Raw genomic sequence first — 14,348 nt, 5'->3', positions numbered from 1 at the left:
ATGTTGGCTGACATACCGCGTTCGCGAGCAGGCTCGCTCCCACAAGGGATCTGAGTCGCCCATTCGAATAACAAGAATTCCGGGAGCCCGCCATGTCGGTCGATCCGCAACAACTGCTGCGCGAGCTGTTTGCCACAGCCATCGACGCGGCCCATCCGAACCAAGTCCTCGAAGCCCATCTGCCTGCCGATCGCAGCGGTCGAGTCATCGTCATCGGCGCCGGCAAAGCCGCTGCCGCCATGGCGCAAGTGGTCGAGCGTTGCTGGGAGGGTGAAGTCACCGGCCTGGTGGTGACCCGCTACGGTCACGGCGCTCCGTGCGAAAAAATCGAAGTGGTCGAAGCCGCGCACCCGGTGCCGGACGCGGCCGGCCTGGCCGTGGCCAAACGCGTACTCGAACTGGTCAGCAACCTCAGCGAAGACGATCGCGTGATCTTTCTGCTCTCCGGTGGTGGTTCTGCCCTGCTCGCCCTGCCGGCCGAAGGCATCACCCTTGCTGACAAACAAGCGATCAACAAAGCCTTGCTGAAATCCGGCGCGACCATCGGCGAGATGAACTGCGTGCGCAAGCACCTCTCGGCGATCAAGGGTGGCCGCCTCGGCAAGGCCTGCTGGCCGGCGACTGTCTACACCTATGCGATTTCCGACGTACCGGGCGACCTCGCCACGGTCATCGCCTCCGGCCCGACCGTGGCCGACCCGAGCACCTCCGCCGAAGCATTGGCGATCATCAAGCGCTACGGCATCGACATCCCCGCCTCTGTGCGCACTTGGCTGCAGAGTCCGGAATCGGAAACCGTAAAACCCGGCGACCCGAGTCTGGCGCGCAGCCATTTCCAATTGATCGCCCGGCCGCAGCAATCATTGGATGCGGCGGCGGTGAAGTGCCGTCAGGCCGGTTTCAGCACATTGATTCTCGGCGACCTCGAGGGCGAGTCCCGCGAAGTGGCGAAAGTCCACGCTGGCATCGCCCGGCAGATCATCCACCACGGCCAGCCGCTGGCGGCACCTTGCGTGATTCTCTCCGGCGGCGAAACCACGGTTACCGTGCGTGGCAACGGCCGGGGCGGACGTAACGCTGAATTCCTGCTCAGCCTCACCGACAGCCTCAAGGGCCAGCCCGGCGTCTACGCGCTGGCCGGCGACACCGATGGCATCGACGGTTCGGAAGACAACGCCGGCGCGATCATGACCCCGGACAGCTACGCCCGCGCAGCCGCCCTCGGTTTGAACGCCAGCGACGAGCTGGATAACAACAACGGCTATGGCTACTTCCAGTCGCTCGATGCGCTGATCGTCACTGAGCCGACCCGCACCAACGTCAACGACTTCCGCGCCATTCTGATCCTTGAGAACTGCAAATCATGACGCCTGATAAAAAGGTCAAAATCCTCGCCACCCTCGGCCCTGCGGTCGATGGCATTGACGACATTCGCGAGCTGGTCGAGGCCGGGGTCAACATCTTCCGCCTGAACTTCAGTCACGGCGATCATGCCGACCACGCCAAGCGCTATCAGTGGATCCGTGAAGTCGAGCGCCAGCTCAACTACCCGCTGGGCATTCTGATGGATCTGCAGGGGCCGAAACTGCGCGTCGGCAAGTTCGCCGACGGCAAGGTGCAGTTGCATCGCGGTCAGGCGTTCCGTCTCGATCTCGATGCGACACCGGGCGATGAACGCCGGGTCAACCTGCCGCATCCGGAGATCATTGCTGCACTGGAAGCCGGCATGGACCTGCTGCTCGACGACGGCAAACTGCGCCTGCGTGTGGTCACCAAGTACGCCGATGCAATCGACACCACGGTGCTCAACGGCGGCGAATTGTCCGATCGCAAAGGCGTGAATGTGCCGCAAGCGGTGCTCGACCTCAGCCCGCTGACCGCCAAGGATCGCCGCGACCTGAGCTTCGGTCTGGAGCTGGGCGTGGACTGGGTGGCGCTGTCGTTCGTGCAGCGTCCGCAAGACATCGTCGAAGCCCGCGCATTGATCGGCGACAAGGCGTTTCTGATGGCAAAAATCGAGAAGCCTTCGGCGGTCGAGCAATTGCGTGAAATCGCTGAGCTGAGCGACGCGATCATGGTCGCGCGCGGGGATCTTGGCGTGGAAGTGCCAGCGGAAAGCGTGCCGCAGATTCAGAAAAACATCATCACCACCTGCCGCGCACTGGGTAAACCGGTGGTGGTGGCGACGCAGATGCTCGAGTCGATGCGCTTCTCCCCTGCCCCAACCCGTGCCGAGGTGACTGACGTCGCCAACGCCGTGGCCGAAGGCGCCGATGCAGTGATGCTCTCAGCGGAAACCGCCTCTGGCGAGTACCCGCTGGAAGCCGTGCAGATGATGAGCAAGATCATCCGCCAGGTGGAAAACGGCCCGGATTATCAGACCCAGCTCGACGTCAGCCGACCGAAAGCCGAGGCGACCGTTTCCGATGCGATCAGCTGCGCGATCCGCCGTATCAGCAACGTGCTGCCGGTGGCGGTGCTGGTCAATTACAGCGAGTCGGGCGCCTCGACGCTGCGTGCATCGCGGGAGAGGCCGAAAGCACCGATCCTCAATCTGACGCCCAACCTGCAAACCGCGCGGCGCTTGAGCGTGGCCTGGGGCATTCATTCGGTGGTCAACGATCGCCTGCGTCAGGTCGACGAAGTCTGCTCGACCGCGCTGGAGATTGCTCAGGCGCAAGGCATGGCCGAGCGTGGCGACACGCTGCTGATCACCGCCGGCGTGCCGTTCGGCCAGCCGGGCTCGACCAATTCGCTGCGCATCGAGACCTTGATCTAGCGCTTGTACCGGCCTCTTCGCGAGCAGGCTCGCTCCCACATTGGTTCTGTGTCGATCCCAGAACCGAGACTGGACGCAGATCCATGTGGGAGCGAGCCTGCTCGCGAAGCAGGCGCCTCGGTTTTCCCTGACTTTCAGAAATGCCATGCCTGCCAATCATTTCAACACCCACTGCCCCGACTGGGCCGAGGCTTTGCTCAACGGTTTCAGTCAGATTTTCTTCCAGCGCCATCCGCTGTGCGGCCTGCTGTGTCTGTTGGCAATTCTGCTGACGGCGCCGGTGCTGTTCGCCGGAGCGCTGCTCGGTGGCGTTGCCGGTCTGCTCACCGCGCAGCGGCGCAACTACGCCAAGCCTGATCGCCAGGCCGGGCTGTTCAGCTACAACGGCGTATTGCTCGGTCTGCTGTTGAGCCTGTATTTCCCCTGGTCGCCGCTGCTGCCGCCGCTGATTCTCGCGGCCGGTGGCTTGAGCGCGATGCTCACTCAGCAATGGCTCAAACATGTGTATCGCAGCCGTTCCATACCGGCGTACACCTCGCCGTTCGTGGCGATAGGTTGGGTGCTGCTGGTGTTCGCCGAACCGTCCGCGCCGGCGGCGTTGATCGATCTGACTACGGCGAATGTGCTGGCCGCTGAACTGCGCGGATTCGGCCAGGTGATGTTCCTCGACCATCCATTGGCCGGGGCATTGATCGCCAGTGGTTTGCTGCTCGCCGATCGTCGCGCTTTCTGCTGGGCGCTGTTGGCGTCGGCGATCGGCCTCGGCTCCAGTCTGCTGCACCACGAGACATCCGCCGCGCTGCTCGGCCTCGGTGGCTACAACGCCCTGCTCGCCGCCCTCGCCTTCAGCGCCCAACGGCATCATCCGTGGCTGCCACTGCTCGGGATTGTCCTGGCGCTGTTGGTGACGCCGCTGTTTGCTGCTGCGGGACTGGCGACGCTGACCGCGCCGTTCATCCTCGCCTGCTGGCTGATTCGCGTCGGCATCCAGATGCTGGGCAAAGCGTCGCTTGCGCATGAGTCTTGCGCTCACGAGGACAATCACCCTAGGCTGCGCTGATCTTCGATTCAGGCGTTATTCATGGACAGCAGCAACAATTGGCGCGAACGGCTCTACGTCATGATTTTCCAGAGCGACACCCCGGCCGGGCGTCGCTTCGACGGCATCCTGCTGTTGATCATCCTCGCCAGTCTGGTGATCGTGATGCTCGACAGTATCGACAGCATTCACCGCAATTACGCCGACGTACTGGCCTATATAGAGTGGGGCTTCACGGCGATCTTCCTCGGTGAGTACATCCTGCGGCTGTACTGCTCGCCCAAGCCGCTGCGCTATGCCTTCAGCTTTTATGGGCTGGTGGATCTGCTGGCGATCGTCCCGGGCATCCTCGCGCTGTATTACAGCGATGCGCAGTACCTGCTGATCATCCGGATTATCCGGATGCTGCGGATTTTCCGCGTGCTCAAACTCAGCCCCTATCTCAAGCAGGCCAACTACCTGATGTCGGCGCTGCGCGGCAGCAAGCAGAAAATCGTCGTGTTTCTGGTCAGCGTATGCACGCTGGTGACAGTGTTCGGCACGCTGATGTACGTGATCGAAGGGCCCGAACATGGTTTCACCAGCATTCCCAAGGGCATCTATTGGGCGATCGTGACCTTGACCACTGTGGGTTTCGGCGACATCGTGCCGAAGACGCCGCTGGGCCAGGTGATTTCCTCGCTGGTGATGATTACCGGTTATTCGATCATCGCTGTGCCCACGGGGATTTTTACCGCTGAGCTGGCCAATGCCATGCGCGGCGAGCAGCTGCAACATGACTGCCCGGGGTGTCAGAAAAAGACCCACGAGCAGAACGCGGCGTTCTGTTCGCGCTGCGGCAGCCAGCTGTTCAAGAAAGTGGAATAAGCACAGAGCTTTTTAATCTTTAAGCGCCTATGCGTGGCCCGTTATAGTCGCTGGCAATTGAACATCACCCCTTGTAGGAGCTGCCGAAGGCTGCGATCTTTTTGACTTTGTTTTCAAGATCAAAAGATCGCAGCCTTCGGCAGCTCCTACATCGATAACCAACAAGGAATGCGCAGTGAAAAAACTCTTTGGCGCCTCACTTCTCGCCGCCGGCCTGGCCTTGGCCAACATCGCCCAGGCAGCACCGACGCTGCTTAACGTTTCCTACGACGTGATGCGCGATTTCTACAAGGACTACAACACTGCGTTCCAGAAACACTGGCAAGCCGAGCACAAGGAAAACATCACCGTACAAATGTCCTTCGGCGGCTCGAGCAAGCAGGCACGCTCGGTGATCGATGGCCTGCCGGCTGACGTCATCACCATGAACATGGCCACCGACATCAACGCCCTCGCCGACAACGGCAAACTGGTGCCGGACAACTGGGTCACGCGCCTGCCGAACAACAGCGCTCCGTTCACATCAGCCACGGTGTTCATCGTTCGCAAGGGCAACCCGAAAGCGTTGAAAGACTGGCCGGACCTGCTCAAGGATGGCGTGCAAGTGATCGTGCCCAACCCGAAAACCTCGGGTAATGGCCGTTACACCTACCTGTCGGCCTGGGGTTATGTGCTGAAGAATGGCGGTGACGAGAACAAGGCCAAGGACTTCGTTGGCAAGCTGTTCAAGCAGGCGCCAGTGTTGGATACAGGTGGCCGCGCCGCTACCACCACGTTCATGACCAACCAGATCGGCGATGTGCTGGTGACCTTCGAAAACGAAGCGGAAATGATCGCTCGCGAATTCGGTCGCGATCAGTTCGAAGTGATCTACCCAAGCGTCTCCGCCGAAGCCGAGCCGCCGGTTTCCGTGGTCGACAAAGTGGTCGACAAGAAAGGCTCGCGCGCTGCGGCAGACGAATATCTGAAGTACCTGTGGTCGCCGGAAGGTCAGGAAATCGCTGCAGCCAACTACCTGCGCCCACGTGACCCGGCGGTGCTGGCGAAGTACACCGACCGTTTCCCGAAAGTCGATTTCCTTTCGGTGGAGAAGACTTTTGGTGACTGGCGCACGGTGCAGAAGACTCACTTCAATGATGGTGGGGTGTTTGATCAGATTTATAGCGGGCAGTAAGGCTTGATCTGAAAAATCAAAAGGCGACCCACCAAGGTCGCCTTTTTGTTGAGCCAGAAGCCCCTCACCCCAGCCCTCTCCCAGAGGGAGAGGGAGCCGACCGAGCCGTCTCGCGTCAAACATCGACCTGAAGGACCGAGTGGATTATGGTTTGGAACGATCATGGATTCACTGTCGCACCTTCAGGTCGGCGCATATCCCAAGCATCCCCCAATCAGTTCCCTCTCCCTCCGGGAGAGGGCTAGGGTGAGGGGCTTTTGTTGAATGAACAAACACATCCAGCCTTCCCCCGTAACCATCCAGAAGTCATTACACAACGTAATAACAGTTATCATCCGAAAACGTCTTCTGCCCGTCCACGTTGTCCATTAGCCTCTCCGCTTTCCTGTGCCCCACCCGAGATCCCCTATGACCACCACTCCTCACGCAATGACCCGAGGCATGGTCCTGCTGTTCGCGTTCTGCTGCGGCGCCATCGTTGCCAACATCTACTACGCACAGCCGATCATCGGCCTGATCGCGCCGGACATCGGCCTCTCCGACACCACGGCCAGTTTCATCGTCTCGCTGACCCAGATCGGTTACGCGCTGGGCCTGTTCTTTCTGGTGCCGCTGGGCGATCTGCTGGAAAACCGGCGGCTGATGATCATCACCACGCTGGTGGCGATCGCCAGTCTGCTGGGCGCGGCGTTTACCGAGCAGCCCAACGTGTTTCTGCTGATCTCGCTGCTGGTCGGCTTCAGCTCGGTGTCGGTGCAGATCCTGATTCCGCTGGCTGCGCATCTGGCGCCGGAAGAATCCCGTGGCCGCGTGGTCGGCGGAATCATGGGCGGTCTGCTGCTGGGTATTCTGCTGGCGCGACCGGTGTCGAGCGTGGTCGCCGACCACCTCGGCTGGCGTGCCATGTTCATGATCGCCGCAGCGTTGATGGCGGCAATCAGCGTGGTGCTGGCACTGACCGTACCCAAGCGCCAGCCCGATCACAGCGCCACCTATGGCCAATTGATCGGCTCGCTGTGGACACTGCTGCGCCAACAACCCGTGCTGCGTCAGCGGGCGTTTTATCAGGGCTGCATGTTTGCCACGTTCAGCCTGTTCTGGACCGCCGTGCCGCTGGAACTGGCGCGCAACCATGGCCTGTCGCAAAGCGAGATCGCCATATTCGCCCTCGTGGGCGCCATCGGTGCCATCGCCGCGCCAATCAGTGGCCGCCTCGCCGATGCCGGCCACACACGCATCGCCTCGCTGCTGGCCATGCTCTTCGCCAGCCTGAGCTTCCTGCCCGCCTTCATCCACCCGGCCTATAGCGTCATCGGCCTGGCCGTGACCGGCGTGGTCCTCGACTTCTGTGTGCAGATGAACATGGTCCTCGGCCAGCGCGCGGTGTACTCGCTGGACGCGAAAAGTCGCGGCCGTTTGAACGCGCTGTACATGACCAGCATCTTCATCGGCGGCGCCTTCGGCTCGTCGGTAGCCAGCGCGGTGTACGAGCATGGCGGCTGGTTGTGGATCGTGATTGTCGGCAGCGTGTTCCCGTTGTTGGCGTTGTTGCGGTTTTTGAGTGCATCGCAAAACGCCTCTCTGGCGCAACGAAAAGTCGCGTCCTGACGCGATGTCATAGTGGGAGCGAGCCTGCTCGCGAAGGCGGTGTGTCTGCCGCAGATCAGTGCCTGACCTGACGCCTTCGCGAGCAGGCTCGCTCCCACAATTGCGTAGACCCTCAATACCGAACCAGTTTCTCCATCGCCGCATCCGCCAGGAACGAGGAGCGGCTTTTGACGTTATGCTCGCGCACATAGCGATCAATACGCTGAATCACATAGCCAGGCAGCGTAACGTTGACCTTCTCGGTCTTGCCCAGATACGGCGAGATATCCAGCTCGAGCATGCCCCAGCCCATCCCGGCAAAATCCGGATGGCTGCGATGCGCCGCTGCCGAAGTCGGCATCGGAATCGCCTGCCCGGCCGCCGCGATCTCCTGCAGCATGAGATGCGCGACTTCCACGGCCGCGTTGTAAGCCTCTTCGAAGCTGTCCCCGGCCGTGACTGCGCCGGGAATATCGGGGATTTGAATACCGATGGCAGTGTTCTCGTCACCCCACTCGATGCAGATGGGATATTGCATTACGGATCTCCTTCATGACGGGTTGGCGGGCTGAACAACCCCGCGCGCCGCCTGATGCTTGTGACTGTCCCCAGTGGTAAATCCTTTTTCGGATGCGGGACGGCAATCGTGTTCGGGTTGTAACGATGAGTGAAAATGTGATGACTGCCGGCAACCCGATCCAACGTCCAGCCAGCCTCCTCCAGCTCCTTCATCAACAGCCTGCTCTGCACCAACCGCCTCCACGGCCTGGCCCACTAAAAATAACTCTAGAGTTATCTTTACTCAAGCACAGAATGGGACGGGGTGATGGTGGGTTGTTTTACAAGGTGTGATTCAAACGGCAAAAAAACGGCGATCCCAGGATCGCCGTTTCTCTTACTGCCCGAACTGCTTGCCCAACCCCGGCGGTACGCCGTGGATATTGGTGTCTTCCCACGGGCCGTTGGGGCTGACCGAGCGGCTCCAGCCGTTGTTCCAGCGGTAGTAGGTGCGCTGGCGGTAGAAGGTGTTGGTCTGGTCGTCGAGGACGTAGACGCCGAGTTTCTGGTCCCAGTGGCTGTTGCCGCCCGGTGGCGGCGCGAAGCTGGCGGAGGTGCGTGGCACCGGCTTGGCGGGTTTGGCCGGGATGCTTTTGCCGGGGGTCGGCGAGGTCGACGGGGTCGGGCTCGGTTGCGACGGCGGAATCGGCGGCAGGCTGGTGGTCGGTTCCGGGCGTTGTACCGCACATGCACTCAAGCCCAGGGCCAGTGTGAGGACTGTGATGCGGGCGATGGTGTGCATGGCGGTGCTTTCCTGTTGGGTCCGGTTACTGGTCCGGGCTGTCGATGGTCAGTTTTTGTGGCGCAGTGGTGCTGCTGGCCAAGGGGCCGCTGCGACCGATCCATTCCCCGGCAGTCGGTTGACCGGCCCGTGAGATGCGCGCAACCAGTTGGACTTCAGGGAAGTTGGACAGTTTCAACTGCGGCATCATTGCATCGGCGTCGCCCAGTTCGACGGTCACTGGCAGGTCGGCGACGGTCAGGCGTTTCGCCGCCAGCGGCGCCGGTGGGCCAGAAGTGGCGCGGGCGAAGATGAACACGCTGTCGCCCGGTTGCACCTTGCCTTTGAGTTCGCTGGCCAGATCAACGCTGACTTTCAGCAACGCAGCTTTCGGCGCCGGAGCCTCGGCAACCTGACCACCGCTGGCCTTCAGGCGTTCGGCGGCACGCTCGATGCCGCCTTGCAGCGCAGTGCGCGAGTTGTCTTCCGGCGGCAGTTGCGCGAGCAGGCGATTCCAGTAGTCGATTGCTTCTTGATACCGCTCGCCTTCGAACGCGGCGATGCCAAGCAGGCCGAGGCTGGTGACTTCTTTCGGGTCGGCCTTCAGCGCTTCGTCGGTCAGTGCCTGAATCTTCTCTGACCATTTCTTACCGTCGGCGAAATACTGCGCCTGCGCCCACTGGCCAAGCAGTTCCGGCTGGCGACCGGCGAGGTTGGCGGCGCGTTCGAACATCTTCGCCGCGTCCGCCGGGCGGTCTTGAGCCATGTAGGTACGGCCAAGGAAATACAGGCCTTCGGCGGAATCCGGTTGTGCGGCGACCGCACGCTCCAGACGCTGGGTCATCTCTTCCATCGACTGTGGTGCCTGGGCGAATTCGCGGGTCAGTTCGACTTTGTCGGCGGCGCCGAAATGCAGGTACAGACCAAGGCCCAGCACCGGCACCAACACGGCGGCCAGCAGCGGCAACGGCTTGCCAAGGCGCGAGACACGCGGTGCGGTGACGCCTTCGGTGTCGGCGAGCAATTCACGTGCAGCTTCCGCGCGGCCACTGTCCAGTTGCGCGGCATCGAGCACGCCTTCGGCCTGCTGCGCTTGCAGTTCGGCAACCCGCTCCTGATACAGCGCGACGTTCAGCGCGGTGCGATCTTCTTCGCGCTGGGCGCGGCGTTCGCGCAGCACCGGGATCAGCAGAAAACTCAGGGCGACCAGAAGCAACAGCCCTGCGGCGAGCCAGAAATCAATCATTCTTGGTTTTTATCCAACAGTTGGTCGAGGCGCTGACGTTCTTCGGCTGACAGCGATGACGGGGTTTCGGCACGTTGCCCGCGACGCCTGCGCACGATCAGCACGATCACTACGAAACCGCCGAGCAGCAGACCGGCCGGGCCGAACCACAACAGCGCGGTCTTCGCATTGAGCGCCGGTTTGTAGCGGACGAAATCACCGTAACGATCGACCATGAAGTCGATGATCTGCTGATTGTCCTTGCCCTCGCCGAGCATGCGGAAAATCTCTTTGCGCAGGTCGGCGGCGATCGGCGCGTTGGAGTCGGCGATGTCCTGGTTCTGGCACTTGGGGCAGCGCAGTTCCTTGGTCAGTTCGCGGAAACGCTCGCGGTCGCCCTCGTTGGCGAACTCGTAGGTGTCGATGGCCGCTTGCGCGACACCGGCCAGGCTCAAGCCCAACAGCACTGCTGCGAGAAAACGCTTCATGGCGTGGCCTCATCGACCAGCGCCTGATATTTGGCCGCGAGTTTCTCGCGCCAGACCTGCTCGTCGATCACCCCGACGAACTTGTCGCGGATGACGCCCTTGGCATCGATGAAGAAGGTTTCCGGCGCGCCGTAGACACCGAGGTTGAGGCCCAGCGAGCCTTCGTCATCACGAATATCCAGCGCGTACGGATTGTGGAACTCGGCCAGCCATTTCAAGGCATCGGCGTTGGTGTCCTTGTAGTTGATGCCGTAGATCACCACGCCGCGCTCGGCGAGTTTGTTCAGCACCGGATGCTCGACCCGGCAGGAAATGCACCAGGTGCCCCAGACATTGACCAGCGCCGGTTTGCCGAGGATGTCGGCCTTGGTCAGCGTCTTGTCACCCTGCACGCTCGGCAGGGAAAACTCCGGGAATGGCTTGTTGATCATCGCCGACGGCAACTCCGCCGGATCGAGATACAGGCCACGATAAAGAAACACCGCCACCAGCAGAAAAATCGCCAGCGGCAATAACATTAACCAACGCCTCATGCCGCCGCTCCCGTCATGCCCAGCGCTTCGCGCACTTTGCTTTTCACCTTGACCCGATAACGCCGATCCAGCGCCGCCAGCAAACCACCCAATCCGGTGAGCAAGCCGCCGAACCAGATCCAGCGCACGAACGGTTTGACGTGTACGCGCACGGCCCAGGCGCCGTTATCCAGCGGCTCGCCGAGGGCGACGTAGAGATCGCGGGTGAAACCGGCATCGATGCCAGCTTCGGTCATCACCGAATTCTGCACCGTGTATAGACGTTTTTCCGGATGCAGCACGCTGATTTCCTGGCCGTCGCGAATGACGCGGATGGTGCCTTTGTCCGAGGTAAAGTTCGGCCCCTCGAAATGTTTGGCGCCTTCGAAGACGAACTGATAGCCGGCCAGGTCCATCGCCTCGCCCGGCGCCAGGCGCAGGTCACGCTCGGCACTGTTCTGGCTCGACAACACCACACCCAGCGCGCACACAGCGATGCCGAGGTGGGCGATCTGCATGCCCCAATAGCTGCGGGTCAGCGTCGGCAAGCCTTTGATCAGGCCTTTGTGGCGGGTCTTGTCGAGCAGATCGCGCACGCCGGCAAGCAGCACCCACGCGGCCAGCAGGAACGTCGCAATCACCGCCCAGTTGAAATCGCCATAGGCCACACCGGCCACCACGGCCAGTGCGACGCTGCCGAGCAGCACCGGGGTGAGCATGCTCGCCAGCCATTTCACCGGCGTGTCCTTCCAGCGCACGATCACACCGACCGCCATGACCAGCATCAGCAACGCCATCAACGGAATGAACAGCGCATTGAAATACGGTGGGCCGACCGACAGCTTCGCGCCGCTGATGGCATCGAGAATCAGCGGATATAAAGTGCCGAGGAGGATCATCGACGCCGCGACGACCAACACCAGGTTGTTGCCCAGCAGCAAGGTTTCACGTGACCACAGATTGAAGCCGACCTGACTTTTCACCACTGGCGCGCGCAGGGCGAAAAGGGTCAGCGAACCGCCCACCACGAACAGCAGGAAAATCAGAATGAACACGCCGCGCTCGGGGTCCGAGGCAAACGCGTGCACCGAGGTCAGCACGCCCGAGCGGACGAGGAAGGTGCCGAGCAGGCTCAACGAGAACGCGGCGATCGCCAGCAACACCGTCCAGCTCTTGAACACGCCGCGTTTTTCGGTGACCGCCAGCGAGTGGATCAACGCAGTGCCGACCAGCCATGGCATGAACGAGGCGTTTTCCACCGGGTCCCAGAACCACCAGCCGCCCCAGCCGAGTTCGTAATACGCCCACCACGAACCGAGGGTGATGCCGATGCCGAGGAACGCCCAGGCGACGATGGTCCACGGCCGCGACCAGCGCGCCCACGCCGCATCGAGACGACCGCCGAGCAGCGCGGCGATGGCAAATGCGAACGCCACGGAGAAACCGACATAACCCATGTAGAGCATCGGCGGATGCACGATCAGGCCGATGTCCTGCAGCAACGGATTCAAGTCGCGACCGTCCGCCGGGATCTGCGGCAGGATCCGCGAGAACGGGTTCGAGGTAAGAATCAGGAACAGCAGGAAACCGGTGCTGATCATGCCCATCACCGCCAGCACGCGAGCGAGCATGACTTGCGGCAACTGCCGGGAGAACACCGACACGGCGAAAGTCCAGCCGCCGAGGATCAGTGCCCACAGCAGCAGCGAGCCTTCGTGGGCGCCCCACACCGCGCTGAATTTGTAGTACCACGGCAGCGCGCTGTTGGAGTTCATCGCCACATAGCCGACGGAGAAATCGTCGGTCATGAACGCGTAGGTCAGGCAGCCAAAGGCAAACAGCAGAAAGGCAAACTGACCCCACGCTGCCGGTTGCGCCAGGCTCATCCACAAACGGTCGCCGCGCCACGCGCCGAGCATCGGCACCACCGCTTGGACCAGTGCAAAACACAGGGCGAGAATCATCGCCAGATGGCCCAGTTCAGGAATAAACAATGCGGCTGCCATCGATCAACCCTCCTTCACAGGCGTCGGCGCGGATTGACCGCTGTCCTTCAGCGCTTTGGTCACTTCCGGCGGCATGTACTTCTCGTCGTGCTTGGCCAGCACTTCATCGGCCACCACCACGCCGTCGGCGTTGAGCTTGCCGAGGGCGACGATGCCCTGCCCTTCGCGGAACAGATCCGGGAGGATGCCGCGATAAGCGATGGTCACGGACTTGTTGAAATCGGTGACGACGAACTTGACGTCCAGCGAATCCTTGGATCGTTGCAGCGAACCGGCCTCGACCATGCCGCCGGCGCGGATGCGCGTGTCCTGCGGCGCTTCACCGTTGGCGATCTGCGTCGGCGTGTAAAACAGATTGATGTTTTCCTGCAGCGCGCTCAGGGCCAGGCCGACAGCAGCGCCCACTCCGACCAGAATCGCCAGAATGATGATCAGACGTTTTTTGCGCAGCGCATTCACTGGCCGTTCTCCCGGCGCAGACGACGCGCCTCTTGTTGCAGATAACGCTTGCGCGCCGCAATCGGCGCCACCACGTTGAGGGCCAGCACCGCCAGACAGATGCCATAGGCCGACCAGACATACAGGCCGTGATGGCCCATGGCGAGGAAGTCGCCGAATGAAGCAAAACTCATCGCGCCGCCTCCAGACTCTGCTGCACTTCGGTTTTCACCCAACTGGCGCGGGCTTCGCGCTTGAGCACTTCAAGGCGCATGCGCAGCAACAGCACAGCGCCGAAGAAGCAGTAGAAGCCCAGCACCGTCAGCAGCAGCGGCAGCCACATTTCCGCCGGCATCGCCGGTTTTTCGGTGAGGGTGAACGTCGCGCCCTGATGCAGGGTGTTCCACCACTCCACCGAGTATTTGATGATCGGAATGTTGATCACCCCAACGATCGCCAGCACCGCGCAGGCCTTGGCGGCGCTGTCGCGGTTGCTGATGGCATTGCCCAGCGCGATCACGCCGAAATACAGGAACAGCAGAATCAGCATCGAAGTCAGGCGTGCATCCCAGACCCACCACGAGCCCCAGGTCGGCTTGCCCCAGATCGCCCCGGTAACCAACGCCACCGCAGTCATCCACGCACCGATCGGCGCAGCACATTGCAGAGCGACGTCGGCCAGTTTCATCTTCCACACCAGCCCGACCACGCCGCACACCGCGAGCATCACGTAGATCGACTGGGCGAGCATCGCGGCAGGCACGTGAATGTAGATGATGCGGAAGCTGTTGCCTTGCTGATAATCCGGCGGCGCGAACGCCAGCCCCCAGACCACACCAACGCCGATCAGCAGCAACGCTGCGATGCTCAACCACGGCAGGAACTTGCCGCTGATGCCGTAGAACCACTTGGGCGAGCCGAGCTTGTGAAACCAGGTCCAGTTCATACTGTTTC

At 61.7% G+C, this 14,348-nt stretch carries 16 protein-coding genes; 6 read left to right on the top strand and 10 right to left on the bottom strand.

What is annotated here, in order from left to right:
- Positions 1 to 92: 92 nt before the first annotated feature.
- The 6 genes from QRN33_RS01530 (at position 93) to QRN33_RS01505 (ending at position 7,467) form a co-directional block, all read left to right on the top strand.
- Positions 93 to 1,367, top strand: coding sequence for a glycerate kinase type-2 family protein (locus QRN33_RS01530; RefSeq protein ID WP_285406375.1), 1,275 nt, complete (start codon positions 93 to 95; stop codon positions 1,365 to 1,367).
- The gene (pyk, locus tag QRN33_RS01525) at positions 1,364 to 2,779 is read left to right on the top strand and encodes a pyruvate kinase (protein ID WP_065615110.1); all 1,416 of its coding nucleotides are present in this window, start codon (positions 1,364 to 1,366) and stop codon (positions 2,777 to 2,779) included. Before QRN33_RS01530 ends, pyk begins: the two co-directional genes overlap by 4 nt.
- Positions 2,780 to 2,924: 145 nt before the next feature.
- Entirely contained in the window at positions 2,925 to 3,839 is a 915-nt protein-coding gene (locus tag QRN33_RS01520; protein ID WP_285406369.1) for an urea transporter, read from the top strand.
- A 21-nt stretch (positions 3,840 to 3,860) separates the two neighbouring features.
- On the top strand, positions 3,861 to 4,685 hold the full coding sequence (locus tag QRN33_RS01515; protein ID WP_285406366.1) for an ion transporter: 825 nt from the start codon (positions 3,861 to 3,863) through the stop codon (positions 4,683 to 4,685).
- Between the two features lie 175 nt (positions 4,686 to 4,860).
- Positions 4,861 to 5,859: a sulfate ABC transporter substrate-binding protein gene (locus QRN33_RS01510; protein ID WP_042607566.1), complete on the top strand. Its 999-nt coding sequence runs from the start codon at positions 4,861 to 4,863 to the stop codon at positions 5,857 to 5,859.
- 408 nt (positions 5,860 to 6,267) lie between these two features.
- Entirely contained in the window at positions 6,268 to 7,467 is a 1,200-nt protein-coding gene (locus QRN33_RS01505) for an MFS transporter (RefSeq protein WP_281921845.1), read from the top strand.
- Positions 7,468 to 7,579: 112 nt separating this feature from the next.
- On the opposite strand, the gene QRN33_RS01500 is transcribed toward QRN33_RS01505, so the two are convergent.
- From QRN33_RS01500 to QRN33_RS01455, 10 genes are all read right to left on the bottom strand, one after another.
- Positions 7,580 to 7,984 (bottom strand): type II toxin-antitoxin system HicB family antitoxin, encoded by a 405-nt coding sequence (locus tag QRN33_RS01500; RefSeq protein WP_064365452.1) that lies wholly within the window; start codon positions 7,982 to 7,984, stop codon positions 7,580 to 7,582.
- Positions 7,984 to 8,196 carry a type II toxin-antitoxin system HicA family toxin gene (locus tag QRN33_RS01495; protein ID WP_042607563.1) on the bottom strand — a complete coding sequence of 71 codons (213 nt, stop codon included), beginning with the start codon at positions 8,194 to 8,196 and terminating at the stop codon, positions 7,984 to 7,986. The genes QRN33_RS01500 and QRN33_RS01495 overlap by 1 nt, the downstream gene beginning before the upstream one ends.
- A 145-nt stretch (positions 8,197 to 8,341) precedes the next feature.
- The gene (locus tag QRN33_RS01490; RefSeq protein WP_065617394.1) at positions 8,342 to 8,746 is read right to left on the bottom strand and encodes a hypothetical protein; all 405 of its coding nucleotides are present in this window, start codon (positions 8,744 to 8,746) and stop codon (positions 8,342 to 8,344) included.
- Positions 8,747 to 8,771: 25 nt separating this feature from the next.
- Positions 8,772 to 9,971 carry a c-type cytochrome biogenesis protein CcmI gene (gene ccmI, locus QRN33_RS01485; protein ID WP_285406352.1) on the bottom strand — a complete coding sequence of 400 codons (1,200 nt, stop codon included), beginning with the start codon at positions 9,969 to 9,971 and terminating at the stop codon, positions 8,772 to 8,774.
- Positions 9,968 to 10,438: a cytochrome c-type biogenesis protein gene (locus QRN33_RS01480; protein WP_064365456.1), complete on the bottom strand. Its 471-nt coding sequence runs from the start codon at positions 10,436 to 10,438 to the stop codon at positions 9,968 to 9,970. The genes ccmI and QRN33_RS01480 overlap by 4 nt, the downstream gene beginning before the upstream one ends.
- Positions 10,435 to 10,971, bottom strand: a complete 537-nt coding sequence (locus tag QRN33_RS01475; protein ID WP_064365457.1) for a DsbE family thiol:disulfide interchange protein — start codon at positions 10,969 to 10,971, stop codon at positions 10,435 to 10,437. The genes QRN33_RS01480 and QRN33_RS01475 overlap by 4 nt, the downstream gene beginning before the upstream one ends.
- Complete coding sequence (locus QRN33_RS01470) at positions 10,968 to 12,956, bottom strand: heme lyase CcmF/NrfE family subunit (protein ID WP_064365458.1); 1,989 nt, start codon at positions 12,954 to 12,956, stop codon at positions 10,968 to 10,970. The genes QRN33_RS01475 and QRN33_RS01470 overlap by 4 nt, the downstream gene beginning before the upstream one ends.
- 3 nt (positions 12,957 to 12,959) lie before the next feature.
- Complete coding sequence (gene ccmE, locus QRN33_RS01465) at positions 12,960 to 13,415, bottom strand: cytochrome c maturation protein CcmE (RefSeq protein ID WP_016771044.1); 456 nt, start codon at positions 13,413 to 13,415, stop codon at positions 12,960 to 12,962.
- The gene (ccmD, locus tag QRN33_RS01460; RefSeq protein WP_039763617.1) at positions 13,412 to 13,588 is read right to left on the bottom strand and encodes a heme exporter protein CcmD; all 177 of its coding nucleotides are present in this window, start codon (positions 13,586 to 13,588) and stop codon (positions 13,412 to 13,414) included. The genes ccmE and ccmD overlap by 4 nt, the downstream gene beginning before the upstream one ends.
- A complete protein-coding gene (locus tag QRN33_RS01455) occupies positions 13,585 to 14,340 on the bottom strand; it encodes a heme ABC transporter permease (protein ID WP_038860475.1) in 756 nt (251 codons plus the stop codon). The genes ccmD and QRN33_RS01455 overlap by 4 nt, the downstream gene beginning before the upstream one ends.
- Positions 14,341 to 14,348 lie beyond the last annotated feature (8 nt).

The sequence above is a fragment of the Pseudomonas sp. FR229a genome (assembly GCF_030209115.1).
Lineage (GTDB): Bacteria > Pseudomonadota > Gammaproteobacteria > Pseudomonadales > Pseudomonadaceae > Aquipseudomonas > Aquipseudomonas moraviensis_A.
Note: the sequence above shows the minus strand (reverse complement) of the source record. Positions and strands in the feature narration are given on the sequence as shown.